Source organism: Roseibium sp. AWQ4_290 (assembly GCF_056160985.1).
This window is the reverse complement of the sequence record NZ_JBSWYG010000013.1, coordinates 48517-73584: the sequence shown is the minus strand read 5'-3', so window position 1 is coordinate 73584 and position 25068 is coordinate 48517. Positions and strand designations below refer to the sequence as shown.

The 25068-nt window shown below is 60.6% G+C and carries 22 protein-coding genes; 15 read left to right on the top strand and 7 right to left on the bottom strand.

Annotation, left to right across the window (positions count from 1 at the left end):
• Positions 1–3: 3 nt before the first annotated feature.
• Complete coding sequence (polA, locus tag ACXAH0_RS14445; protein ID WP_475192336.1) at positions 4–2979, top strand: DNA polymerase I; 2976 nt, start codon at positions 4–6, stop codon at positions 2977–2979.
• A gap of 301 nt (positions 2980–3280) precedes the next feature.
• Here the strand turns inward: polA and ACXAH0_RS14440 are convergent, their stop codons facing one another.
• The gene (locus ACXAH0_RS14440) at positions 3281–4102 is read right to left on the bottom strand and encodes a cyclase family protein (RefSeq protein WP_475192333.1); all 822 of its coding nucleotides are present in this window, start codon (positions 4100–4102) and stop codon (positions 3281–3283) included.
• A 247-nt stretch (positions 4103–4349) separates the two neighbouring features.
• Positions 4350–5258 carry a LysR family transcriptional regulator gene (locus tag ACXAH0_RS14435; protein WP_475181867.1) on the bottom strand — a complete coding sequence of 303 codons (909 nt, stop codon included), beginning with the start codon at positions 5256–5258 and terminating at the stop codon, positions 4350–4352.
• 176 nt (positions 5259–5434) lie between these two features.
• Here ACXAH0_RS14435 and ACXAH0_RS14430 point away from each other — a divergent pair, with 176 nt between their 5' ends.
• From ACXAH0_RS14430 to ACXAH0_RS14415, 4 genes are all read left to right on the top strand, one after another.
• Entirely contained in the window at positions 5435–6481 is a 1047-nt protein-coding gene (locus ACXAH0_RS14430) for a hypothetical protein (RefSeq protein ID WP_475181862.1), read from the top strand.
• A complete protein-coding gene (locus ACXAH0_RS14425; protein ID WP_475192330.1) occupies positions 6441–7637 on the top strand; it encodes an MFS transporter in 1197 nt (398 codons plus the stop codon). The genes ACXAH0_RS14430 and ACXAH0_RS14425 overlap by 41 nt, the downstream gene beginning before the upstream one ends.
• A gap of 101 nt (positions 7638–7738) precedes the next feature.
• Entirely contained in the window at positions 7739–7975 is a 237-nt protein-coding gene (locus ACXAH0_RS14420) for a hypothetical protein (RefSeq protein WP_475181853.1), read from the top strand.
• A gap of 280 nt (positions 7976–8255) precedes the next feature.
• Complete coding sequence (locus ACXAH0_RS14415) at positions 8256–9782, top strand: YifB family Mg chelatase-like AAA ATPase (RefSeq protein ID WP_475181848.1); 1527 nt, start codon at positions 8256–8258, stop codon at positions 9780–9782.
• A 60-nt stretch (positions 9783–9842) separates the two neighbouring features.
• Here ACXAH0_RS14415 and ACXAH0_RS14410 read toward each other — a convergent pair whose 3' ends face one another.
• The gene (locus tag ACXAH0_RS14410) at positions 9843–10379 is read right to left on the bottom strand and encodes an EAL domain-containing protein (protein ID WP_475192327.1); all 537 of its coding nucleotides are present in this window, start codon (positions 10377–10379) and stop codon (positions 9843–9845) included.
• Positions 10380–10427: 48 nt separating this feature from the next.
• On the opposite strand from ACXAH0_RS14410, the gene ACXAH0_RS14405 reads away from it, so the two are divergent.
• The 4 genes from ACXAH0_RS14405 to ACXAH0_RS14390 all read left to right on the top strand — a co-directional run bounded on the left by ACXAH0_RS14405 (position 10428) and on the right by ACXAH0_RS14390 (position 15205).
• Positions 10428–10745 carry a heavy metal-binding domain-containing protein gene (locus ACXAH0_RS14405; protein WP_475181839.1) on the top strand — a complete coding sequence of 106 codons (318 nt, stop codon included), beginning with the start codon at positions 10428–10430 and terminating at the stop codon, positions 10743–10745.
• 44 nt (positions 10746–10789) lie between these two features.
• Positions 10790–11401, top strand: coding sequence for a GNAT family N-acetyltransferase (locus ACXAH0_RS14400; protein WP_475181834.1), 612 nt, complete (start codon positions 10790–10792; stop codon positions 11399–11401).
• A 75-nt stretch (positions 11402–11476) separates the two neighbouring features.
• Positions 11477–13249 carry a sigma-54-dependent Fis family transcriptional regulator gene (locus ACXAH0_RS14395; protein ID WP_475192324.1) on the top strand — a complete coding sequence of 591 codons (1773 nt, stop codon included), beginning with the start codon at positions 11477–11479 and terminating at the stop codon, positions 13247–13249.
• Positions 13250–13405: 156 nt separating this feature from the next.
• Entirely contained in the window at positions 13406–15205 is a 1800-nt protein-coding gene (locus ACXAH0_RS14390) for an NAD(P)/FAD-dependent oxidoreductase (protein WP_475192323.1), read from the top strand.
• Between the two features lie 174 nt (positions 15206–15379).
• Here the strand turns inward: ACXAH0_RS14390 and cysK are convergent, their stop codons facing one another.
• From cysK to dut, 3 genes are all read right to left on the bottom strand, one after another.
• A complete protein-coding gene (gene cysK / locus ACXAH0_RS14385) occupies positions 15380–16339 on the bottom strand; it encodes a cysteine synthase A (protein WP_475192321.1) in 960 nt (319 codons plus the stop codon).
• A gap of 166 nt (positions 16340–16505) precedes the next feature.
• Positions 16506–17174 (bottom strand): HAD family hydrolase, encoded by a 669-nt coding sequence (locus tag ACXAH0_RS14380; protein WP_475192318.1) that lies wholly within the window; start codon positions 17172–17174, stop codon positions 16506–16508.
• Positions 17175–17182: 8 nt separating this feature from the next.
• The gene (gene dut, locus ACXAH0_RS14375) at positions 17183–17632 is read right to left on the bottom strand and encodes a dUTP diphosphatase (protein ID WP_475192315.1); all 450 of its coding nucleotides are present in this window, start codon (positions 17630–17632) and stop codon (positions 17183–17185) included.
• Between the two features lie 172 nt (positions 17633–17804).
• Here dut and ACXAH0_RS14370 point away from each other — a divergent pair, with 172 nt between their 5' ends.
• The 3 genes from ACXAH0_RS14370 to ACXAH0_RS14360 all read left to right on the top strand — a co-directional run bounded on the left by ACXAH0_RS14370 (position 17805) and on the right by ACXAH0_RS14360 (position 19799).
• Entirely contained in the window at positions 17805–18224 is a 420-nt protein-coding gene (locus ACXAH0_RS14370; RefSeq protein ID WP_475181807.1) for a hypothetical protein, read from the top strand.
• A 19-nt stretch (positions 18225–18243) separates the two neighbouring features.
• The gene (locus ACXAH0_RS14365; RefSeq protein ID WP_475181802.1) at positions 18244–18825 is read left to right on the top strand and encodes an OmpA family protein; all 582 of its coding nucleotides are present in this window, start codon (positions 18244–18246) and stop codon (positions 18823–18825) included.
• 185 nt (positions 18826–19010) lie between these two features.
• On the top strand, positions 19011–19799 hold the full coding sequence (locus ACXAH0_RS14360; RefSeq protein ID WP_475192313.1) for a DODA-type extradiol aromatic ring-opening family dioxygenase: 789 nt from the start codon (positions 19011–19013) through the stop codon (positions 19797–19799).
• A 37-nt stretch (positions 19800–19836) separates the two neighbouring features.
• On the opposite strand, the gene ACXAH0_RS14355 is transcribed toward ACXAH0_RS14360, so the two are convergent.
• Positions 19837–20196 (bottom strand): ArsC family reductase, encoded by a 360-nt coding sequence (locus ACXAH0_RS14355; RefSeq protein WP_475181794.1) that lies wholly within the window; start codon positions 20194–20196, stop codon positions 19837–19839.
• Between the two features lie 203 nt (positions 20197–20399).
• On the opposite strand from ACXAH0_RS14355, the gene ACXAH0_RS14350 reads away from it, so the two are divergent.
• The 3 genes from ACXAH0_RS14350 to ACXAH0_RS14340 all read left to right on the top strand — a co-directional run bounded on the left by ACXAH0_RS14350 (position 20400) and on the right by ACXAH0_RS14340 (position 25049).
• Positions 20400–22112, top strand: coding sequence for an adenylate/guanylate cyclase domain-containing protein (locus ACXAH0_RS14350; protein ID WP_475192312.1), 1713 nt, complete (start codon positions 20400–20402; stop codon positions 22110–22112).
• 63 nt (positions 22113–22175) lie between these two features.
• Positions 22176–23345, top strand: a complete 1170-nt coding sequence (gene argE / locus ACXAH0_RS14345; protein ID WP_475192310.1) for an acetylornithine deacetylase — start codon at positions 22176–22178, stop codon at positions 23343–23345.
• 123 nt (positions 23346–23468) lie between these two features.
• Positions 23469–25049, top strand: a complete 1581-nt coding sequence (locus ACXAH0_RS14340; protein WP_475192308.1) for an ABC transporter substrate-binding protein — start codon at positions 23469–23471, stop codon at positions 25047–25049.
• Positions 25050–25068: the final 19 nt, after the last annotated feature.

Sequence of the window (25068 nt, the reverse complement as noted above, 5' to 3'; positions counted from 1 at the left end):
GGCATGATCCGCGCCATGTCGACGCAAGATTCCTTCCCTGCCCTCACTGCTGACGACCATCTTATTCTGGTTGACGGTTCCACCTTCATTTTCCGGGCCTATCACGCGCTGCCGCCCTTGACGCGCAAGCCGGACGGGCTGCCGGTCGGGGCCGTTTCCGGTTTCTGCAACATGCTCTGGAAGCTGCTGCAGGAGGGCCTGACCCCGGAGGAAGGCGACGAGCCGACCCATTTCGCGGTGATTTTCGACCATTCCTCGAAAACATTCCGCAGTGAGATCTATCCCGAGTACAAGGCGCAGCGTCCGGAACCGCCGGAGGATCTGGTGCCGCAATTCGGCTTGATCCGGGAGGCCACCCGGGCCTTTTCCGTGCCCTGTGTGGAGCAGGAAGGCTTTGAGGCCGATGATCTGATCGCAACCTATGCCCGCCAGGCCGCGGAGCAGGGCTCACGGGTGACGATTGTCTCGGGCGACAAGGACCTGATGCAGTTGATCGGGCCGAAGGTCGGCATGATCGACACCATGAAAAACAAGGTCTTTGGCGAGCCGGAGGTGTTTGAGAAATTTGGCGTCGGCCCGGACAAGGTGATCGAGGTGCAGTCGCTGGCGGGCGACAGCGTGGACAACGTGCCTGGCGTACCGGGCATAGGCCTGAAGACCGCCGCGCTGCTGATCAACGAATTCGGCGATCTGGAAACGCTGCTGGCCCAGGCAGAGACCATCAAGCAGAAGAAGCGCCGGGAAAACCTGATCGAATTTGCCGATCAGGCCCGGGTGTCCAAGCAACTGGTTACCTTGAAGCAGGATGTGCCGGTGGAGATTCCTGTCGGCAGCCTGGGGGTGACCGAGGTGGACGGCCCCAAGGCAGTGGGCTTTTTGAAGGCCATGGGCTTCACGACCCTGACCAAACGGGTGGCGGAGACCACCGGCGCGGATCTGGCGGGCGTGGGCGCAACGGAGTTCGAGGTTCCCGGCTGGGATGTGCCCGATCACAAGGGCCGTATGGCCGAGCGGGCCCAAAGCGTGCAGGGCGGTGCGGCGGCCGGTGGCGAAAGCGGTGGCGTGGACGGCCTGATGACACCGGGAAGCCTTGCGGAAAGCCGGGCCCAGGCCATTGGCGCTCTGCCGGTGGCGCCCGGCGCCTATGAGACGGTCACCACCGTGGAGCGTTTGAAGGAATGGTGCGCTGCCGCCACTGAGAAGGGCTATGTCGCCTTTGACACGGAAACCACATCGCTGGATGCCATGCAGGCGGATCTGGTCGGCCTGTCCCTGGCCACCGAACCGGGCAAGGCTTGTTATGTGCCGCTGGCCCATGTGGATGGGGAGGGCGACCTTCTGGGCGGCGGCGGTCTGCTGCCGGACCAGATCCCCTTGAGCAAGGCGCTTGAGGTGCTCAAACCGATGCTGGAGGACCGGGCGGTTCTGAAGATCGCCCAGAACTTGAAATACGACTGGCTGGTCATGACCCGCCACGGCATCGATATCGGCCCGGCTGATGACACCATGCTCTTGTCCTACACGGTGGATGCGGGCAAGGGCGGCAACGGCATGGACGAATTGTCCGAGCGCTGGCTCGGCCACAAGCCGATCCCGTTCAAGGAGGTCTGCGGTTCGGGCAAGTCGATGATCACCTTCGACAAGGTGCCGGTCGACAAGGCGACCGCCTATGCCGCCGAAGATGCGGATGTCACTTTGCGCCTGTGGCTGATCCTGAAGCCGCGCCTGGCCAGCGAACATATGGCCACTGTCTATGAAACGCTGGAACGGCCGATGGTGCCGGTGCTGGCGCGCATGGAACAGCGGGGCATTTCTGTCGATCGGCAGATGCTGTCGCGTCTGTCCGGAGATTTCGCCCAAGGCATGGCCGCGCGCGAAGCCGAAATCTACGAGCTGGCCGGGGAGACCTTCAATATCGGCTCGCCCAAACAGCTCGGTGATATCCTGTTCGGGAAGATGGGCCTGCCCGGCGGCAAGAAAACCAAGACCGGCGCCTGGTCCACCTCGGCCCAGGTGCTGGAGGATCTGGCCGCCGAAGGCCATGACCTGCCGTCGAAAATCGTTGCCTGGCGTCAGCTCTCCAAGCTGAAATCCACCTATTCCGACGCCCTGCCCGGCTATCTCAATCCGTCAACGAACCGTGTGCACACATCCTATGCGTTGGCGGCGACCACCACCGGCCGCCTGTCCTCGTCCGAGCCGAACCTGCAGAATATTCCGGTGCGCACGGAAGAAGGCCGCAAGATCCGTCAGGCATTTGTGGCCAACAAGGGCCACAAGCTTGTCTCCGCCGATTACAGCCAGATCGAATTGCGGGTCCTGGCCCATATGGCCAATATTCCGCAGCTTCAAAAGGCCTTTGAAGACGGGCTGGACATTCATGCCATGACGGCGAGCGAAATGTTTGGCACACCGATAGAGGGCATGGACCCGATGGTGCGCCGCCAGGCCAAGGCGATCAATTTCGGCATCATCTATGGCATTTCCGCCTTCGGCCTTGCCAACCAGCTCGGCATTTCGCGTGGCGAGGCGGGCGACTATATCAAGACCTATTTCGAGCGCTTCCCGGGAATCAAGGATTATATGGAAGCGGTCAAGAAACAGGTGCATGCGGATGGCTGTGTCACCACGATCTTCGGCCGCAAGGCCCATTATCCGGAAGTGAACACCAAGAACCCGAACATGCGTGCCTTTTATGAACGGGCGGCGATCAACGCGCCGATCCAGGGCTCGGCCGCCGACATCCTGCGCCGGGCCATGGTGCGCATGGAAGAGAGTCTTTCTGCCGCCGGATTGAGCGCGCAGATGCTGCTGCAAGTCCATGACGAACTGATTTTCGAGGTGCCGGACGCCGAGGTCGAGGCGACCCTGCCCGTGGTCCGGGACGTCATGGAAAATGCTTGCGACCCGGTTCTGAAACTGTCCGTTCCGCTCCAGGTCGATGCCCGTGCAGCAGACAATTGGGACGAGGCGCATTAGAGCGCGCCGCATTCATCCGGTTTCAGGCTGTTGTGTCTTGCGCGTTGAGATCGTTGATTTCAGGCTGCGACAGGCAAAGCCGATACAACGCGGCTTGTGTTGACAGCGCCAGAGCCCGGGCCAGAGCCGGGGCTTTGGGCAGGGATATGGGCTGACCCCGGCCCGGTCAAACGGGTCACGATCAACTGCACTTGGTAGTACACGTATCTGTCGTCCCGGCCTCGCGCCGGGACCGTCTCCAGCCGTAGAAAGGCCCCCTGGCGCAAGGCCGGGGCTGTGCTTTGGGAGTGAAAGACGCGGGTCAGACCAGTGCCATCACGCGGGAAGGACCGCCGGTGCCGCCACGGTTTTTCGGGGCGCCGACAATCAGCGTGGCGCCGCTGGCAGGCAGAAGATCCAGATTGGCGATGCATTCCAGACCCCAGCGGTTGCTGGGAAGCCAGGCATAATGAACTGCAAAATCGGCGGACTTGCCGAAGTCAAGCGACAGGCTGTCGACGGCAATACCGGCCACATCCGCCTCATCCATCAGCATTTGCACCGCTTCCAGATGAAAGCCGGGGAAATGCATCACGCCGTCCGCATCCGCATTGCGGAATTTCTCCGTGGCCACATGGGCGTCCCAGCCGGAATTCATGGCCACACAGGCGCCCTTGGGAATGTCGCCATTTGCGGCAATCCAGGCTTTCAGGTCGTCCGGGGTCACTTGCGCATCGGCGCTCTCGGCGGCTCTCGCCTTGACGTCGACAATGCAGAGCGGTGCGACAAGGTTGGCCACCGGGATTTCGGCAACCGAATGGCCATCAGCGGAAAAATGCAACGGCGCATCCAGATGGGTGCCCGTATGTTCATTGATCCGCATGTCGAACAGATTGTAGCCGTCCTTGGCAAATTCGGTCAGCTGCTCGGCAAAGAATTGCTGCCCTCCAGCAAAGGTCGGAAAGCCGTCATGGAGCTCGTGGGTCATGTCCGTGACTGTTGACGGAACCTCGGCAAGGGCCGGCAGGGCCCCGGAGACCGACGCGCCGGCAGCAACTCCGGCACTGACCGCAGCCGCTTTAAAAAAGTCCCGCCAGGATAACATCCGCTCTTTGACAGAGTTCAAAACACAAAGATCACACATGACACCACTCTCTCTCGTTGTTTTCAAGAGAATGCTGCCAAGGGACTTCCAAAAAGGCCAGTCGAAAAGTTGATCAATCGCCGTCATCTTGTGCCGGGAAAACAGTCAGAGACTAGCGTCTACCCGAGTGCTTTGATGCCTGTGGCTTTCATATGGAGGCACTCTGGTTTTTCTTTTGCGTTGAACACTCTGAATTTCAGTCGGCGGAACACAAATCCGGTGAACCGCACGGGGCTATAGGCCTGGTTCAGATGACCCGGAGATCCGGCTGATTTTTCCCGGCAAGGGCGGAGCGCGGCGTGATGACGCTTTCCAGAAGCTTGGTCAGGTGCTCTTCCAGATAATCGACAATCGGCGAGCGGGCCTTGGACGGGGTGTAGATGGCAAGCTCTGCAGAGGGCAGGGCCGGGAATCCGTCCTGATCGCGCAGGAGCCGGAAGCCGTCCAGAATGGCGCCGGAGGGCAGGCAGCAGACACCGGCACCCGAAGTGACGGCCACCTGGGCAGCGGCAACGCTTGTTGTGGTGATACGCTCGTACCAGTGGCGGCCGGAGCTGGCGAGGGCCCGGAAAGCAAGCTCACGGAATGGGCAAGGCTCGGGAAACAGGATCAGAGGCAGCGGGTCCGTCAGGGCGCAGTCATCGCTGATGGCCCAATGGAGCTGCTCCTCCACGATCCCGGCGGGTTCCGGTTTGCCCTGGGGCACAAGGGCGATCGCCAGATTGATCTCGTTCTGGGACAGCATCTCGTGCAGGGTTGCGCTGTCGGCCACCGTCATTTCCAGTTTGACGTTGGGATGGATGCGCACGAAGTTGCAGAAAATCGATTGAAGCTGGCCGGTTGCGAACCATTCCGGCAGGCCGACATGCACCGTGCCTGTCAATTCGGGGGCGGACAGGCGTAGCCGGGCTTCCTCATGTGATTTCAGGATTTCCGTGGCATGCTGATACAAAATTCGTCCGGCGGGGGTCAGGTTCATGGTGCGCGCAGTGCGCTCAATCAGGGGCTTGCCGACCCGTTCTTCCAGGCGCCGAAGCTGGGTGCTGACACAAGGCTGGGTGCGGTTCAACTTCCCGCCTGCATGGGTCACATTGCCAGCTTCCGCTACGGCGACAAAGGCTTCCAGCAACTCAATGTTGAAACGGCCGATTGTCATTCTGTGTCATCCCGCTTTCAGGCCGGATCCTGATCAGATCTGGCGGGTTTTCCCAAGGGGTGATCGCCTTGGTCGCGAGCATAACGTTCTATTATGAAGTTGTTCAATTATAAATTTTATGCACCTGCCATAGTCCCGTAAACCGTGAAGTCCCGCCATCAGAATGGGTTCCCGAAATGAGTCTTGCGTTTCCTGTCAGTCAGTCAGAACCAGAGCGTGTGGCCGCAGCCACATTGTCGCTTGAAGCCAGGGTGCACCGGTCCCTTGCCTCCCATACCGAATTCAGCCTCGACCGCATCGTCACTCAGGACAACCGGGTCAAATATGCAGCCGATGGGGAGCCAGGTGAAGACACCGGCCACCTGGACGAGGTTTTCCAGCTCATGCGGGAGTTGAACGAGGTGGGCGTTGCCTCTGACACGCTCGGCCGGTTGCGTCCGCAGGGAATGTCCTTCAAGGATGCGCTGGACCGCATCTGCGCAAAGATTGCCTCAGAAGCCGCCGGACAACCCCTGATCTATGTTGAACTGGGGCCGGAACCGGTCAAAACCGGTGTCATCGTGAAAACCCTTCAGGCCCTCGGGGTCAGGATCGAGCGCTATATCGCCGTGGACATCAACCCCATGTCGGTGGCGCATATGCGCACGGCGCTGGAAGAGCTTCTGCCCGGAACGCCGCTGCAATTCGTCACCTGTTCCTTTGAAGAGTTCCGTCTCAGCGATGTGGCTGGGCCGGGGCGCGGCAGCGGTGCCCCGGCGGCAGTGATCACCATGCTCGGCTTTCAGGAAGGCAATGACGATCCCTTCGTCGTGAATGAATGGCTGCAACAGATCGCCCGGCCCGGCGATCTGCTCCTTTCGGAAAGCCAGCTCTATACTGAACATCACCGTGACCGGATTCCGGCCTTTTATTCCCACCGGGCCATGCAGCGCTTCTCAAGGATTGCCTTTGAACAGGCAGTGGACAGCAGCCTGCCCACCCTAAACCGCTTCTTCGTGCTGCCGGTTCCGTTTGCGGGCGGGGAGACGGCGCAAGTGGCGATCCTCGGAGAGGAATTTTCAACCACAACCAAAACAAGAGCCTTGCACGTCTCCAACTTCTGCCTGAAACTCACTCTCGACCAATATCGCCGTTACAGAGAGCAAGGTGGATCTTTCACGATTGCCGGTGAGACCTTTACCGATGACGAGACACTTCACTTCCAGCTCTCCCGCCGGGCATGAAGCGGCCCGGAAAGCCCGGGGCCTCACGGTCGCGGGTCTGGCCATTGTCGCGGCAACCTATGGGCTGGCCCGCTATTGTTTTGGTCTGTTCCTGCCCGAGATCCGGCTGGAATTCGGTCTGTCTACGGAAACGGTTGGCCTGATTGCGGGCCTGTCCTATGCCGGATATCTGCTGGCCACATTTCTGGGCTCCGGCCTGTCAACCTGGTTCGGCCCGAGGCTGCCCATTCTGCTCGGCGGTCTGGCGGCTGCCACCGGTATGGCCATCATTGCAGCCGCGCCCGATCCCTGGACCCTTGCTGTTGGTGTTTTTCTGGCGGGCACCAGCCCGGGGCTCGCCTATCCACCCTTCTCCGATGTGATTGTGCGGCACACGGAACCGCACCGCCAGAACGCCATCTATGCCTGGATCAATTCCGGCACGGGCTTTGGGGTGGCGCTGGCCGGGCCGCTGGCGCTGTTTGCCGGGGAAGACTGGCGGTTGGCCTGGTTCGTCTTTGCCGGGCTCGCCCTGCTAATCACCTTTTGCAATCTGTGGACCTTGCCCCGGCAGGGGCTTCGGGCCTCCAATGCCAGAGCGGCCCTGTCGCCCCGCTTTCTGTTGCAAACGGCGGCCAGGCCCCTGTTTGTGGCCGCCTTTCTGTTCGGGATCTTTTCTGCCGTCTACTGGACCTATGCGGTGGAACTTCTACTGGCGCTGACCGGCAACGGGCGCGACGCCATTTTGTTCTGGATCGTGCTCGGCATGGCCGGGGTCACCGGATGTTTCGCCGGCGGCCTGGTCAACCGCTGGGGTCTGACTACCACCTATTGGGTTCTGGCTCTTGTCGTCGGCTCGGCAATCGCCACATTGCCGCTTCTGATCGGCATTGCTTATGGCATTTATGTTTCCGCCGCCTTTTTCGGCTCCGGCTTCATCGTCATGACCGCCGTTTTTGGCATGTGGAGCATGCGCATTTTCCGGGATGCCCCATCCATCGGTTTCGGCCTGACATTTTTCCTGATTTCGCTTGGCCAGGCGGTCGGCCCTGTTGTGGGCGGGTTTGCCATTCCGGTTCTGGGCCATACGATGCTGTTTGCCGGCTCGGGCCTATTGTGCTGCGGGATGGCGGTCCTGCGGCCGCCTGCGCAGGGGATCACCTTAAGGAATACATAACAGCGAATTATGATGTCGCAGAGCGGCATAACCGCAATCGTCTGGTTTTTGCCTCAAAACGCAGGCATCATAACAGCACGTTATAGTAGTAAAGTGTGAACATGCCGATGATCGTTTCCAAGCTGCAGACGGAGGAGCGCCAGCTCGATACAGAGCTGTGCCGCGCCATGTTTGAAAAAGACCCGGACAAGATGATTGCGCTCCTGTCGGACTGGCTTGAGCTGAACGGCTTGACCATAAGCGCGGATTTTCAGATCCCGGCCTATCTGGAACAGGTTTTGGTGGCGGCTTCCCAGAACAGCGAAACGGCCAGCGCGTTCCGCGTTTTCGCCTCCTGAGCAGTCTGATTGTCATGAAGGGTTTGAAGATGTCGCGTCTTCAATACCATCTCCCGGAACTGCGGGCCGGTTGAGAAGCTCCCGGTCAGACAAGGCCTTGACATAGGCAAATTTGTTCCATTTTTGTTCTTGATTCTCCCGCATCACTATGGTTCCCTTCCTGGCGCAACTGCAGCAAATCAGGTGCCTGCCGCTGTCTGGAATCAGAGATTTCAACGCAAAAGACGAAACAATTTGAATCCGGATGAACGCGACACGCTCCCAAGGGTGAGGACAGGCTATGGTCTCTCGGGTCACGACGGTTGCCTTTCAGGGCATCGAGGCGGTGCCGGTGGATGTTCAGGTCCATGTCGGTCCGGGCATGGTGGCCTTTACCATTGTGGGCCTACCCGACAAGGCGGTGGCCGAAAGCCGGGAGCGGGTGCGGGCCGCCCTCTCTGCCTCCGGGCTGGCGTTGCCCGCCAAACGGGTCACCGTCAATCTGGCTCCGGCCGATCTGCCCAAGGAAGGGTCCCATTACGATCTGCCCATTGCGCTTGGGGTGATGGCCGCTATCGGCGCCCTGCCGGGGGACTTTCTGGAGGGGTACGTGGTGCTGGGAGAGCTGGCCCTGGATGGCACACTGGCACCTGTCGCCGGTGTCCTGCCTGCGGCCATGGGCGCCAACGGGCTCGGCAAGGGCTTGGTCTGTCCGGAGGCCAGTGGCAGCGAAGCCGCCTGGGCCGATCCGGACATGGACATTCTGGCCCCCCGTTCGCTGATCCAGCTGGCCAACCATGTCAAGGGCACGCAGATCCTCAGCCGCCCGGCGGCAAAGCTTCAGGGCAATACCGGGCCGTTGCCCGATCTGGCCGAGGTCAAGGGCCAGGAAAGCGCCCGCCGGGCGCTGGAAATCGCAGCGGCCGGAGGCCACAACCTGCTTATGACCGGACCTCCCGGCTCGGGCAAATCCATGCTTGCAAGCCGCCTGCCCTCCATCCTGCCGCCGCTGACCCCGCGCGAGCTTCTGGAAGTTTCCATGATCGCCTCGCTGGCTGGCGAATTGGCAGAAGGCAAGCTCACCGACCGGCGGCCTTTCCGGGCGCCGCACCATTCCGCCTCCATGGCCGCCCTTGTGGGCGGCGGGCTGCGCGCCCGGCCCGGTGAAGTGTCTCTGGCCCATCACGGCGTACTGTTTCTGGATGAGCTGCCGGAATTCAACCCGCAAGTGCTCGACAGTCTGCGCCAGCCCCTGGAAACCGGCGAAGCGGTGATCGCCCGGGCCAATCACCGGGTCACCTATCCGGCGCGCATTCAATTGATCGCGGCCATGAACCCCTGCCGCTGCGGTCATGCGGGCGAGCCGGGCCACCAGTGCCGGAGGGGTGAGCGCTGCGCCGCGGACTATCAGGCCCGGGTCTCCGGGCCCTTTCTGGACCGGATCGATCTGCGCATCGATGTTCCGGCCGTCACCGCCACCGATCTGATCGGCCCGGCAGAGGCGGAACCGTCTGCGGCTGTGGCTGCACGGGTGGCCGAGGCGCGGCGCCTGCAGGAAGACCGTTTCTTGAACCTGGGTCTGCTCTGCCGCACCAATGCCCAGGCCCCTGCCGCTGCCGTGGAGGCCATGGCTCAGCCGGACGCTTTGGGTCTGGCGTTCCTGCGCGATGCAGCTGAAAAGCTGCGCCTCAGCGCCCGGGGCTATCACCGGGTTCTCAAACTGGCCCGCACGCTGGCGGATCTGGATGCGAAGGATCAGGTCGGCCGGATTCACCTTGCCGAAGCCCTCAGCTACCGGGGCCGGGATGTGTCAAGGCAGGCGGCGTGACAGCACTCCTTGAACAAAGGGGCGGGAAAGGCCGCCGGTCCAGCCGGTGGTGAGACCCTGTCAGGTGCGGGACGGCGCTTTCTGGAGGCTGCATTTGGCATGGCCTTGAAGATCAAGGGACGCAAGCGTCCCGGAGCGTTCATAAAGATACCCCTGGGCCATGTGGCCGCCGAGCTCCCGCATGATCCTGGCCTGCTCGTCCGTTTCCACCCCTTCCACGACAACATCAAGGTTCAGGGCCTGGCCAAGCTTGATCATTGCGGCTGCAATGGTCCGGGTCTCCGGGTTGCCGGTCACGTCCTGGGTGAAGGACCTGTCGATCTTGAGCGTGTGAAACGGCAGGCGGCTGAGGGTCAGCATATTGGAATAGCCGATGCCGAAATCGTCAATCGCAAAGCGGAACCCGTGTTGGCCAAGCGTGCTCATGATTTCCCGCGCCGCTTGAATGTCCCGGATGAGGGCCTGTTCGGTAACTTCAAACTTGACCTGTTGCGGGGCGACGTTCAGGCGCTGGCAGCTTGCCACAATATAGTCCGCAAGGTGGGGGCCCCGGAGATTTTGCTCCGCCAGATTGAAGACAGAGCGAATCAGACCCATGTCTCAAAGACCTATTGTCCGGCAGAGTTCACATGAGGAGAGACCCCGATGCTCGTGACCACCACCAACACCGTTCAGGGCAAGGATCTGGACTATAAGGGCCTTGTCACCGGGGAGGCCATTCTCGGCGCGAACCTGTTCAAGGACCTGTTCGCCGGAATTCGCGATATCGTTGGAGGCCGTTCCGGCGCATATGAGGAAGAGCTGGCTAAGGCGCGCACCATTGCAATCAACGAAATGTGTCAGCAGGCACAGGCCATGGGGGCAAATGCGGTGATCGGCGTGGATCTTGACTATGAAACCGTGGGCCAGAATGGCTCCATGCTGATGGTCAGTGCCACTGGAACGGCGGTTATTGTCCGCTGAGGCCGCCGGTGACGGAAGCCCGGCGGCAAGGCGCTGCCTCACCAATGCCTGACACCTTTCTGCTGCATCCAGGATTTTCCGAAGACCAGCGCGGGACGGCGGCGCAGCTCTTCTGGGACGCCTTTGCGGGCAAACTCGGCTTTGTCCTGCGGCCGGCTCCCAGGGCGCTTGCGTTTCTGGAGGCGGTCCTGGACCCGGCCTTTGCAATCGGAGCCAGTGCGCCCGACGGCACCTTGCTGGGTCTTGCAGGCTTCAAGACCCGAGAGGGGGCCTTGACCGATGGATCGCTGGGGCAGCTATGCAGCACCTATGGTGCCCTTGGAGGACTCTGGCGGGCGCTGCTTCTGGAGGGCCTGGAGCGGACGGTTGAACCGGACGGGCTGCTGATGGACGGCATTTTTGTCAGTGCCGCCGCCCGTGGCCAGGGCATTGGCAGCGCGCTTTTGCAAAGTGTGTTTGACAAGGCGGCCCAGGACGGGCTGAAGAAGGTCCGCCTGGATGTGGTCGACACCAATCCCCGGGCGCGGGCCCTTTATGAACGGATGGGGTTTGAGGCAGTGTCAGAGGAAAAAACCGGTCCGCTTCGCCATGTGTTCGGTTTTTCGGCGGCAACGCGCATGGAAAAGCGGATCGGCCGGGCTGCAGAGAAGACATAGCATCCTTTCGGGCGCCGCAGTGTACAGCAGAGCGCTTCAAAGGTATCGTGATGTGCAATGCCAAGGGAGGATGGCATGCGCGACGTAGACCATGTCAGCGAAATCGACCGGGTCTTGCAGGGACACGAGACCGGCAGGGATACGCTTGTGTCAGAAAGCTGGCGGCGCTGCGTGGAGACCTACGGCATGGATCCGGCCCGCCCGGAACCGGCCCATATCGTCACGGACCAGCAGCTGCGCGAACATCAGGAACAGTCCGAACGGCTGATTGCAACGGCCCGGTCTGGGCTGCGGAGCCTGTTCAAGCAGGTTGCAGGACAGAATTATGTGCTCCTGCTGGCGGATTCGAAAGGCATCTGCGTCGACTTTTTTGGCGATCCCCGTTTTGAGGAAGACCTGCGTCAGGCGGGGCTTTATCTTGGCTCCGACTGGTCGGAAGGTCTGGCCGGAACCTGCGGAGTCGGGTCGTGTCTGGTCACGGGCACGGCGGTCACGATCCATCAGGGAGACCATTTCGGCCTTCCCCACACGCCGCTCTCCTGCACGTCGGCCCCGATCTATGACACGAACGGAAACCTGTCTGCCGTGCTGGATATTTCCCTGCTACGCTCCCCCAGTCCGAAATCAAGTCAGAATCTGGCCATGAACCTTGTCACCGCCTCGGCCCGCCGGGTGGAAATGGCCAATCTCATGGCCATGACCCGGCGTGAATGGGTGCTGCGTTTTTCCACTTCTGCGGAGTTTCTGGATGTGGACCCGGAAGCCGCTATTGCCCTCGACGGCAGCGGCCGCATCACGGGCATGACCCGGGGCGCGCGCGAGCTTCTGGCTCCGGAGGATTTTTTCGCGCCCCAAGGGCGGTCTGGATTGATCGGGTCCCGGATTGACATGCATCTGGATCTGGACATCAACGAGCTGCCCGCCCTCATGCGCGGGCGCCCGCCGGAAGACAGGGTGCTGCGCTTGCGGGATGGCCGGGGGCTCTATGCCCATGCGATTGCCCCGCAGGCGGCCCGGCATCCGGCGGGGCCTGTGGCACGTGGGCTGCCGGGCCCGATGCGCAGCTTCTGTGGACCGGATGCGGCCCTTGCCGGTTTGGCCGCCCAGGCTGCCCGGCTGGCCCCCACCCGGCTGCCCCTGCTGCTGAGCGGTGAAACGGGAACCGGCAAAGACTATCTGGCCAGGGCAATCCATGTGCTGGGCCCGTCGGACCGGTCCTTTCACAGCCTGTGCTGCTGCGGGCTCAAGGCCGGACAGCTGGCTGAGCTTGCCACGGCTCCGGCCGGAACCTTGTTCCTGCGCGGGGTTGAGGATCTGGACGGGCAGGCGCAGGCAGAGCTTCTGGCGCTTCTGGACGCGCGCAGCGACCTGCGCGCGATTGCCTCCACCCGGCGGGATCCGGAAAGCGCCCTGAAGCTCAAGGGCCTCCGGCCGGATCTTTATTTCCGTCTGGCAGGAGCCGTACTTGTTCTGCCGCCGCTGCGCCACCGGAAAGATTTCGATTGGCTGGTGGACCGGTTGCTGCGGCGTTCGCCCCGGGATGTCCGCCTGTCTCCGGCCGCGCGCACGGAGCTAGGCGGACGGGCCTGGCCGGGCAATATCCGCGAGCTTGCCAATATGCTTCACGGGGTCCTGGCGATTGTGGACGGGCCGGTCATCGATGTTGCCGACCTGCCGGTCTACCCCCTGGCCGGGCCGCAGCAGCAGGACCCCAGGGCGGAGCTTGAAACGCTTCTGGAGGCTTGCGGGGGGAACATGTCGAAGGCCGCACGGCGGCTCGGGGTCAACCGGTCCACGGTACTCCGGCGGATGCGCAAGGCCGGCTTGATTGGCAAAGACCCGTCCTGAGCTTTTTTGCCAATCCTTGGTGCGGATGTGTTGCATGTTGTTGCGTGCGCAACAGAATTGAAAAAATCCGGCCGCGTGCTGGCATTTTGGGCTGAATTCAGTCGCCATCAAGGAGCTGGCTTTGCGATCCTTCCTGCGCATTCAGGGAGGAACAAAATGCTCGACACACCATTGGTGCATCAAACCCAAACCTTTCTCGACACATTCGGCGCGGCCCTTGAGGCGGGGCGGATCGAGGAGGCTGTGGATCTGTTTCAGGACGACTGCTACTGGCGGGATCTGATCGCATTTACCTGGAACATCAAGACCGTTGAAGGCAAGGACCAGGTCCGGGATATGCTGACCCACCAGTTGAGCGCGGCATCCCCGGCCAACTGGCAGCTGGCGGACGGGGAAATTCCGGCCGAAGAAGGCGGCGTTGTCACCGCCTGGATCCGCTTTGAGACGGCGCTGGCCCGTGGCTACGGGCTGATCCGGCTGAAAGATGGCAAGATCTGGACGCTGCTGACGACCATGGTTGAGTTGAAGGGCCATGAAGAGCCCAAGGGCTTCAACCGGCCGCTCGGCGCCAAACACGGGGCGTCTAAACACCGGACCACCTGGAAGGAAGAGCGGACCCGCGAAGAGGCCGAGCTTGGCCACATGGAGCAACCCTATTGCGTGATTGTTGGCGGCGGCCAGGGCGGCATCGCGCTGGGGGCCCGCCTGCGCCAGCTCTCAGTGCCCACCATCATCATTGAAAAGAATGCCCGCCCGGGAGACAGCTGGCGCAACCGCTACAAGTCTCTCTGCCTGCATGATCCGGTCTGGTACGACCATCTGCCCTATATCAAGTTTCCGGACACCTGGCCGGTCTTCAGTCCGAAGGACAAGATCGGCGACTGGCTGGAAATGTATACCAAGGTGATGGAGCTGAACTACTGGAGTTCAACCCTGGCCAAATCTGCCAGCTATGATCCGCAGCGCAAGGAATGGACCCTTGTGGTGGAGCGGGATGGCCGGGAAATCACCTTGCGGCCGAAGCAGCTGGTCATGGCCACCGGCATGTCCGGCAAAGCCAATATTCCCGCCTTTCCGGGCATGGAGCGCTTCAGGGGCGACCAGCACCATTCATCCAGACATCCTGGTCCGGATGCCTATCGCGGCAAGAAAGCTGTTGTTGTCGGCTCCAACAATTCTGCCCACGACATCTGCGCAGCCCTTTGGGAAAACGACGTTGATGTGACCATGGTGCAGCGCTCGTCGACCCATATCGTCAAATCCGAGACCCTGATGGATGTGGGGCTTGGGGCGCTGTATTCCGAAGAGGCCGTGCGCTCCGGCATGACCACCGAAAAGGCGGATCTGGTCTTCGCGTCCCTGCCCTACCGCATTCTGCACGAATTTCAGATCCCGGCCTATGCGGAAATGAAAAAGCGCGATGCAGTGTTCTATGCAGGGCTGGAAAAGGCCGGGTTCTGGCTGGACTGGGGCGATGATGACAGCGGGTTGTTCATGAAATACCTGCGCCGCGGATCCGGTTACTACATCGATATCGGCGCCAGCCAGCTCATCATCGACGGCGAGATCAAGCTGAAGCGGGGGCAGGTCACCGAGATTGCCGAGGACGGTGTGCTTCTGGACGATGGCACCCGGCTGGAAGCGGACGTGATTGTCTATGCGACCGGCTACGGCTCCATGAACGGCTGGGTGGCCGACCTTATGGGCCAGGACATGGCGGACAGGGTCGGCAAGGTCTGGGGTCTGGGGTCAGACACCACCAAGGATCCGGGCCCCTGGGAAGGCGAACAGCGCAACATGTGGAAGCCGACGCAGCAGGAGGCGCTATGGTTCCATGGCGGCAACCTGCACCAGTCACGGCACTATTCCCAGTATCTCTCCTTGCAGCTGAAAGCGCGGATGGAGGGTCTTGAGACACCGGTCTACGGTTTGCAGGAAGTGCATCACCTGTCCTGACACCCCCGGACAGGAAACAAACGCCCCCGGTCAAGGGCCGGGGGTGTTTTTTGAGGGCAAACAACATTTTGTCGGATGTGCCTTGCGCTGTTTGAGATCAGAGACTTCAACGCAAAAGACAAGCGGGTTTTCGTCAGGCGATCGCGGCCCGCTTCAAAACCTGGTGTTAGGGGCTCAAAACCCTTCGAACAGGGCCGTGGTCATGTAGCGTTCTGCAAAGGACGGGATGATGATCACAATGTTCTTGCCCGCCATGTCGTCCCGCTGGCCAACCCGGATGGCAGCCGTCAGCGCCGCGCCGGATGAAATACCGACCGGAACGCCTTCTGTTGCGGCGACTTCCCGGGCCATGGCAAACGCATCCTCATTGGCTATGGTTTGAACCTCATCAAAGAGGCTTGTGTCCAACACACCAGGCACAAAGCCTGCGCCGATCCCCTGGATCTTGTGCGGCCCGGGTGTTCCTCCGGACAGAACCGGGCTGTCCGCCGGTTCCACAGCCACCACATGAAGCTCCGGTTTGCGGCCTTTCAGCACCTCAGAAACCCCGGTAAGGGTGCCGCCGGTACCGATGCCGGAAACGAACACATCGATCTGGCCGTCGGTATCATTCCAGATTTCCTCTGCCGTGGTGTTGCGGTGGATCTCCGGATTGGCCGGGTTATTAAACTGCTGCGGCATGACCGCGCCGTCGATTTCCGACAGCAATTCCTCAGCGCGTGCGATGGCGCCTTTCATGCCTTTGGCCCCGTCGGTCAGTTCCAGCTCGGCCCCCAGGATCTTGAACATTTTGCGCCGTTCCACGGACATGGTTTCCGGCATGACCAGAACCAGCCGGTACCCCTTGGCGGCAGCGACAAAGGCAAGTGCGATACCGGTGTTGCCGGAGGTTGGCTCCACAAGGGTTGAGCGGCCCGGCTCAATCAGCCCGTCCTGTTCCATGGCCTCCACCATGGCAACGCCGATCCGGTCCTTGACGCTGGAAATCGGATTGAAGAATTCCAGCTTGGCCAGAAGGTTGGCGTGCACGTTATGCGCCTTGGCCAGACGGTTCAGGCGCACGATGGGCGTGTCGCCGATGGTCTCCGTGATGGAGGAATAGATTTTTCCGCGGCCGAATGTTTTCAGTGTCATGCCGTCTCTCCCTGGACCCCGTCATGCACAGCCTGTCTGGGAGGCGCATCGAAACGGGGAACGTTTTCAAAAATGCTCTTGTTGACCGGATCTCAAAATAGGACCCGTTGAGCAAATTTTTAAGGGATCGGACTTTTCCGGACAACAGGCTGCGGAGAACCTTTTTTCAAGAACAGCCTGCTTGCGGAAAAATCAGCCCGGTCAGTTCGCTCATCTGCTCAAACAGGACCGCCCCGGCCTTTTGTAGGGCTGCCCGGTCAGCGGATGGGTCATCGACATAGGCAAAAACGCGCATATTTGCCGCCCGGGCGGCTTTAACGCCGGGCAGGCTGTCTTCCACGACGACGCAGGCCTCCGGCGCAAAGCCGAGGCTGCGGGCCGCCAGAAGAAACACATCAGGCGCAGGTTTACCACGGGCACAGTCTTCGGCTGAAAAGAGCCGGCCTTCCAGGCGCGGCAGCAAGCCCGCACTGCCAAGGGTCGTGCGCACCTTCTGATAGCGTCCGGAAGACCCGACACAATAGGGCAGCCCGGCCGTGTCCAGCGCGTCAAGCACGCCGGAGATCCCGGGGATGGCCGCAACGCCGGCCTCGAAGCTTTCCAGGTCCCGCATGCGGACCTGATCCGGCCAGTCCTGCGGCAGGGAACGGCCGATCAGGGCTTCAACCATCTCTTGCACATTTTCAAGGGTGCGGCCCATGAAGCGCTGCTGGCATTCCAGCCCGGTGATCGGGTAGCCAAGCTCCGTGACCAGCTTGGCCATGTTGGCATTGGTCTGCCGTTCAGTGTCTACCAGAACGCCGTCACAATCAAAGATAACCAGATCAGGTGTCATGGGACCTGTCAGTTCTGGCCAGTGGAGCCGAAACCGCCGGTGCCCCGGATCGTTTCCGATAGGGCGCCGACCTCTTGGATCTCGGCCTGCAGCACGGGCGCAATCACCATCTGGGCGATCCGGTCCCCCCGGTTGATCTGAAACGGCGCGTCTCCGAGATTGATCAGGATGACCTTAACCTCGCCCCGGTAGTCCGCGTCGATGGTGCCGGGTGTGTTCAGAACCGTCACGCCGTGTTTGGCCGCAAGGCCGGAGCGGGGGCGCACCTGTGCTTCAAAGCCGGCCGGCAGGGCCATGGCAAGGCCAGTCGGCACCAGTGCACGCGCGCCGGGCACCAGGTCAAGGGGCGTGTCGACCGCCGCAAGCAGGTCGAGACCAGCGGCCAGTTCCGATTGGTAAGCCGGCAAAGGCAGGTCAAGGCCATGGTCGAGGCGTTTCAGTTCCAAAGTAACGCTCATGCAATTCGTTCCGTATTTGAGTTGAGTGCGAATGACGACATTCGGCGTCTCCTGTCAAGTTTGCCAATGCAGTGTCATATCTGCAGAAATTTGATCTAACCACTTGAAGTCGCGACGTTCTCCTGAAACACTCTGGCCATCGAATTGTTGCCTTGGTTGGGAGATTTGCAACATGAGACGTTTGTTTTTTGCAGTTGCGGCAGGGGTTTTTCTGGTTGCCGCGCCAGCGGCCTTCGCCCAAACGGTCGGATTTGCCGAAGCCATCAAGATCCTGTCGGCAAGTTGCGGCAAGGACATCAACACCTATTGCAAGTCCGCAACGCTGGCCAATAACGGGATCGGCAAATGCCTTGAAGAAAACCAGGCGAAGATTTCGCAAAAGTGCAATGCCGACCGGCAGGTCGTGACGTCACTCATCCAGGAACGGCTGGCGGCTCAGGCTGCGGCGCCGAAGATCTGCCAGCGCGATGCGGCCCAATATTGCAAGGGCGTGAAGGCCGGTGCCGGTCACATCCTGCGCTGCCTGCTAAAGGCGCAACCTTCCGTCAGCAAAAAATGCAACACCGCCATCGACCTGGCGGGCTACCGTTAAGTTTTCCCGGAGCAATTTCATGAAAAAGTGTTTACTTGCCGGCCTGTCGGCTGCTCTTGTCGCCATGTCCGCCTCCGCTGCGTTTGCCCAGACCAAGCTCAGCCGCAACGAGATTATCAACTCTCTTCAGGGCGCCCAGCAGAAAGTTGATGTCACGGCGGATGACTTGCAAAAAGCCGCCTTTGAGAACATCCAGAAATATCCGGGCGGCAACGCGCCGGGCAATCTGCCGCTCTGGGACAAGCTGGCCTCCCTGCGCCAGTTCAACGTGGAAATCACCTTTGAGCTGAACTCCGCCCGCATCCGGCCCGAATCCTACGAAACCGTGGGTCTGATCGCCGATGCGCTGCATACACCGTATCTTCAGGGTCAGACCTTCTTCATTGTCGGCCATACGGATGCAACGGGACCGCGGGAATACAATCTGGAACTGTCCATCAAACGGGCGCAGTCTGTCCGCGAAGCGCTGGTCACCACTTTCCAGGTGCCGGGAGAGTATCTGAAGGCGGTCGGCCTCGGTGAGGAGCAGCTCCGGGATCCCTCCAAACCCGATGCGGCGATCAACCGCCGGGTCCAGCTGATCAATGTGGGCTACCGTTGACAGGTTGACCCGGTCAGCAGGGTCACAGACCTGTCAGCCGCTCCCGGGAGGCCGGGGGCGGTTTTTGTTTGCCGGGATTGTTCTCAAATCCGGAACAGCCCTTTTCCGAAAACGTGCCTTCTGATCGCTTTGAAGCTGACTATCCTTAAGGCATGGAGTTGAAAGTGAATGGAAGGAGAGCCCGGATGAGCGCGGCTCTGAACCCGGTTCCACCGGTCTTTTTCGCCCATGGATCGCCGACCCTGGCCGTGGAAGACACGCCGGCCAGCCGGTTTCTGAAGGGATTTTCCAGATATCAGGATTGCCCGAACGCGGTGCTGATCCTGTCGGCCCATTGGCAGACGGAGCGGCTGAAACTGTCCGCCCCCGGGCCGCTGCGCACCTATCATGATTTCCGGGGGTTTCCGCCGGAGCTCTACGAGATCAGCTATCCGGCGAGCGCCAGCGAAGACCAGGTTGATGAAACAGCCAAGCTTTTGGAAGCAAGTGGCTATGACGTCGAGCTGGACAGCGAGTGGGGGCTGGATCACGGTGCCTGGGTGCCCCTGTCCCTGGCCTTTCCGCGTGCCAATATTCCGGTCGCCGCCTTGTCTCTTCCCATCGGCAGCACCCCGCAAAGCCTCTATGAGCTTGGCCGCGCCATTGCCCCGTTGAAGGAGAAGGGGGTTCTGATTGCCGGCTCGGGCAGCACCACGCACAATTTGGGCGAGATGGGCCCGCAAGGGGCGGACACTCCCGGTTGGGTCAGGACATTCGACAACTGGCTGGAAAAAGGTCTCACAAGTGGCCAGATCAGCTATTTTCAGAACCTTGAAGCGGCTCCGGACTATGGCCGGAACCACCCGACAAATGAACATATCCTTCCGGTGTTTTTCCCCTTGGGGGCCGCCGGGACGCAGGCCCATGCGGAGTTGTTGCACAGAAGCTATGAATACGGCTCCCTCAGCATGAGTTATTTCCGCTTTGCCGCATGAGCCCTTTGGCGCAGGTAAGGAGGTAGGACCGGCAGGTCTATTTCAGCTCGCCAAGCTCAAGGGCCATTTCCCAGGAAACGGGGTCAAAGCCGACAAAATTCTTGACCGCCCCTTCCACGATGGGCCGTTTGATGGTGGACGGATTGCTGGTCATAACGTCCAGGGCGCTGGCTGCATCGGTCACACCGTCCTTGGTATCTTCGTCAAGCTTGCGCCAAGTGGTGCCGCGTTTGTTCAAAATGGTTTCCCAGCCGAACTCCTTCACGAAATCCGCCAGCTTACCGCTGTCCACACCCTCTTTCTTGTAGTCATGAAATTCATAGGCGACCCCCGCCTCTTCGAGAAATTTGCGGGCTTTCTTGACCGTGTCGCAGTTCTTGATGCCGTAAACTTTCATTGCGCGTCTTTCCTTGATCAGGCTCTGTGGCGCGGAGAGTTGCGCTTTGGCGCCGGGCTTTCAAGCCCCGCGGGCCACTTTCCACGGCTCCGGCTTGACCCGGGCGCGTTCTCAAGTATCAGGTCTTTGAGCGAAGGTGGAGGGGCCGCGCCTTCGCCAGCCAGCAAGAGGGAAAGGTCCTGCGCAACAGCCGGGAGACAGGCATGACAGCATCTACAAAACCGGTTGCTTCGGCCAAGCCCCAGGCCAGCCCCCTGGCCAGAATGGCCCCTTCCCTGGGCAACTGGCGCCAGCGCCTGCGTCTGTGGAGCGGGCTGATCCTGTTCGTCTTTTGCCTCAGCCACTTTTCCAACCATGCGCTGGGCATTGTTTCTGTCGAGGCGATGGAGGCGGCGTCTGTCTGGCACTACCGCATCTGGCGCAGTGTCCCCGGCGAGCTGCTTCTCATTGTTGCGGCCCTGACGCATGTTGTGCTGGCCCTGTGGCGGACCGCCCGGCGGCGGACCTTGAAAATACCCCGGTGGGAATTTGTCCAGCTTGTCCTTGGTTTCTACATCCCCTGGACGCTGATTCCCCATGTGGTCACTACCATGGGGCTCGCCAACGGGTTCGGCTTTTCCCCGACCTATCACCAGATGCTGACCATTCTCTGGCCCTCCAATGCGGTGTCTCAATCCCTGCTGCTTCTGGTGGTCTGGGGCCATGCCATGCTGGGCCTGCATTTCTGGCTCCGTCTATATCCGCTCTATCACCGGCTGCGCCATGCCGCGCTGGCCTTTGCCATCGCTCTGCCGGTTCTGGCCCTTTGGGGGTTCATTGAAGGCGCGCGCCGTCTGGAACTGGCGAAGGAAGTCAAGGTGACGGTGACAGAGGGCCAGTTCGACTGGCTCTACACGGTGACCGGCCAGATCCGCGCCGTCGTGTTTGGCCTGATTGCCGTCAGCCTGCTTGTGATCCTGATCCGCTATCTCTTCAGCTTGAGTGCCCTCAGGCTGACCATTTCCTATCCCGGCAGCCTCACGGTGAAAGCCAAGCCCGGCGCCACATTGCTGGAAATCAGTCGCAGCAATGATGTCCCGATTGCATCCGTGTGCGGGGGCCGCGCCAGATGTTCAACCTGCCGGGTCAAGGTGCTGGAGGGGAAGGATAAATTGTCGCCGCCGGAAGGCGCTGAAAAGGCCGTGCTAGCCAGGATCGGTGCGGAAGACGATGTCCGGCTCGCTTGCCAGATCCGGCCGCAGCACAATATCGGGGTGCAGCCGCTGGTGTCGGTCAAGGCGGGTGCCCTGTCCGGTGACAGTCTCAAGGATGCCTATTATTGGGGCGTGGAGCAGGAGGTTGTGGTGATGTTCGTGGATTTGCGCAACTTCACCCGCATCACGGAAGCTCAGCTTGCCTACGATGTGGTGTATCTTCTGAACAATTATCTGGACCTCTCCTCAGCCGCAATCCTCGCCGAGGGCGGGTTTGTCGACAAGTTCATCGGCGACGGCATCATGGCCATCTTCGGCATGGACACCAATGCGAAGACCGGCGCGCGGCAGGCCCTGCTGGCTGCCCGGAGGATCGAACAGGTGATGACAACCCTGAACGCGGAAAAGGCCCCCCAGTTCCGGGACCCTATCCGCCTTGGCATCGGCCTTCATCTGGGATCTGCGATCCTGGGGCGGATCGGAGCAGCCGGGACCAATGGCGGGCTGACAGCCCTGGGCGATGTGGTCAATACCGCAAGCCGCCTGGAAACGGAAAACAAGTCGTTGGGCAGTTTCCTGGTGGTTTCCAAGTCTGTTATAGACGCGGCCGAGGCCAGAGTGCCGGAGGCGCAAACGGCGGAAATCACTCTTCGCGGCAAGGAAGCTCCCTTGCAGATATATGCCTTGCGCAGCCTGGAAACACTGGACCTGCCAGCCTCTTGATGGACAACCGCGCATCAGGGCTACAAATCACCCGCCTGCTCGCCGGCCCCGAAAGGATTTTTTTTGACACTTCGCTACACACCGCAGGACATGCTGGAAAAGCTCATTTCCTTCAACACGATTTCGGACCGCAGCAATCTCGATCTGATCGCCTTTGTCGAAGGTTATCTGGACGGTCATGGGGTGGCTTCCACACGGGTGCCGGACGGGACAGGCACCAAGGCGGGCCTGCACGCGCGCATCGGTCCGGCGGTGGCGGGCGGAGTGGTTCTGTCCGCGCACACGGATGTGGTGCCAGTGGAGGGGCAGGCATGGTCAAGTGATCCGTTCACGGCCCGGATTGACGCCGGGCGGCTTTATGGGCGCGGAGCGGCCGACATGAAGGGCTTTGCAGCGGTGGTTCTGGCCAAAGTGCCGGACTTTCTGGCCGCAAACCTGCAGCGGCCCATCCACATTGCACTGTCCTATGACGAGGAAATCGGCTGTTTCGGGGCCGGGCCGCTGGCACAGGACATTCTGGCAAGGGAAGCCCTGCCGGATTTCGTCATTGTGGGCGAGCCAACAAATATGAAGGTTGTGACCGGCCACAAGGGCATTGTCGTTCTCAAGACCACGGTGACCGGGCATCCGGCCCATTCCAGCCAGTTGCACCGGGGCGTTTCAGCCATTTCCGCAGCCGCCAGGCTGATTTCCTGGCTGGATGCGCGCACAGCGGACAACAAGGCCAAGGCAGACCCGCATTGCCCGTTCATCCCTCCCTATACGACGCTCCATAGCGGCGTCATCAAAGGCGGGGAGGCCCACAACATCACGGCGCAAACCTGCGAATTCGTGTCCGATATCCGCCTGCTGCCCGGAGAGGCCGCAGCCGGCTGGATTGCCGCCTACAAAGGGTTCATCGAGCAGGATGTTCTTCCTGCAATGCTTGAAATTTCTGACGAGTGCTCAATAAAGGTTGAGGAGTTGGCAAATGTGCCGGGCCTTGCGGAAGAAACCGACGGCATGGCCGAAATGGTTGTCCGCGGCCTGACCGGTGACAATGGCCGGAACGTGGTGGTTTATGCGACAGAAGGGGGGATCTTTCAGGAGCATGGCCTGTCGACGGTTGTGTGTGGTCCCGGATCGATCGATCAGGCGCATCAAGCGGATGAATTTATTGCACTTGCCGAGCTTGACCGTTGCGCATCCCTTTTGGACAAACTGCAGCACGAAATGTCGCGAATTCGGGCATAAACAAATTTGAACTCAGACATTTGCAATGTCATAGTTCGCGCCAGTCATTGTCGGACATCTTCAGAAATTTGAGGGGCCCGGCGAAATTGGGTTGGGCAGGAAACGGGGAAAAACGAGGGGAACATGAACAAAAAGACACTAGCGCTCACCGCATTTTTGGCGGCGGGAACAATCACTGCTGCACAGGCTGAAACATTCAAGTTTGCTTTTCAGGGCAGCTTGAATTTCCTGGATCCTTACAGTCTTAACGAAACCTTTACCCTGTCGGCGCTGGGCAATGCCTATGAGGGCCTGACCCGCCGCGGGGCAGACCTGTCCATTCAGCCATCTCTGGCGGAGCGTTGGGAAATCATTGAGCCCAACCGGTGGCGGTTTTATCTGCGCAAGGGTGTGAAATTCCACAATGGCAACGATTTTACCGCCGAAGACGTGGCCTTTTCCGCGGACCGCATCCGGGCAGAAGGCTCGGATCTGACACCGCGGGTCCCGTCTGATGCAAAAGTGGAAATCGTTGACGACTACACCGTAGATTTTGTTCTAAGCGGACCCAATCCGATCCTGCACTATGAGTGGGACACGTTCTACATCATGGACAAGGAGTGGACGACCGAACACGACGCTGTCGCTGTTACCTCCGCCTCCGACACCACGCCGAACTATGCGTCCCTGCATGCCAATGGCACCGGCCCGTTCAAGATCGTCAGCCACGAAGCTGGCGTGAAGACGGTCTATGAGAAGTATGACGGCTGGTGGGATACGCCCGAGCACAATATCGATACGGTCGAATTCACGCCGATTTCCTCCGATGCTACCCGCGTGGCCGCGCTGTTGTCCGGCGAACTCGACATGGTCTATCCGATCCCGGTTCAGGATATCAAACGCATCAATGACAATGCCAGCACGGTCGCGCTGACTGGTCCCGAACTGCGCACAATCTTCCTGGGCATGGACCAGATGCGGGACGAGTTGCTCCATTCTGATGTGAAGGGCAAGAACCCGTTCAAGGATGAGCGGGTGCGCAAGGCCTTCTATCAGGCCATCAATGTCGATGCGATCAAGCAGAAGGTCATGCGCGGCCTGTCCACGCCGTCCGCGATCATGATCTCCCCGCTTCTGTTCTCCAGGTCGGATGAATTCGAGCGCTATCCCTATGATCCGGATGCGGCCAAGAAACTGCTGGAAGACGCCGGTTATGGCGATGGCTTCACCGTCAGCATGGACTGCCCGAATGACCGTTACGTCAATGACGAAGCCATCTGCCAGGCCGTTGCGTCCATGCTGGCCCGCATCGGCGTGAAGATCGACCTGAATGCCCAGCCCAAGGCGAAATATTTCGCCAAGGTTCTGGCATCGGGCGGGTATGACACGTCCTTCTATCTGCTGGGCTGGACCCCCGGGTCCCTCGACAGCTGGAATATCCTGTCCAACCTGATGAACTGCCGCACGGAATCGGGCGAAGGCTCGCCGTTCAACCTGGGCGGGTTCTGCGACGAGAAGATTGATGCGCTGACCGGCGAAGTGCTGGTTGAGATCGACCAGGACAAGCGGGACGCCCTGATCGCCGAGGCCTACAAGATCAGCCACGACAATGTTTATTACATCCCGCTGCACCAGCAGGCGCTTGCCTGGGGTGTTGCGTCGAATATCGAGCTTGTCCAGCGCGCTGACAATCAGTTCAAGTTCCGCTTCATCAAGAAGAACTAACTTACGACACCCGTCAAAG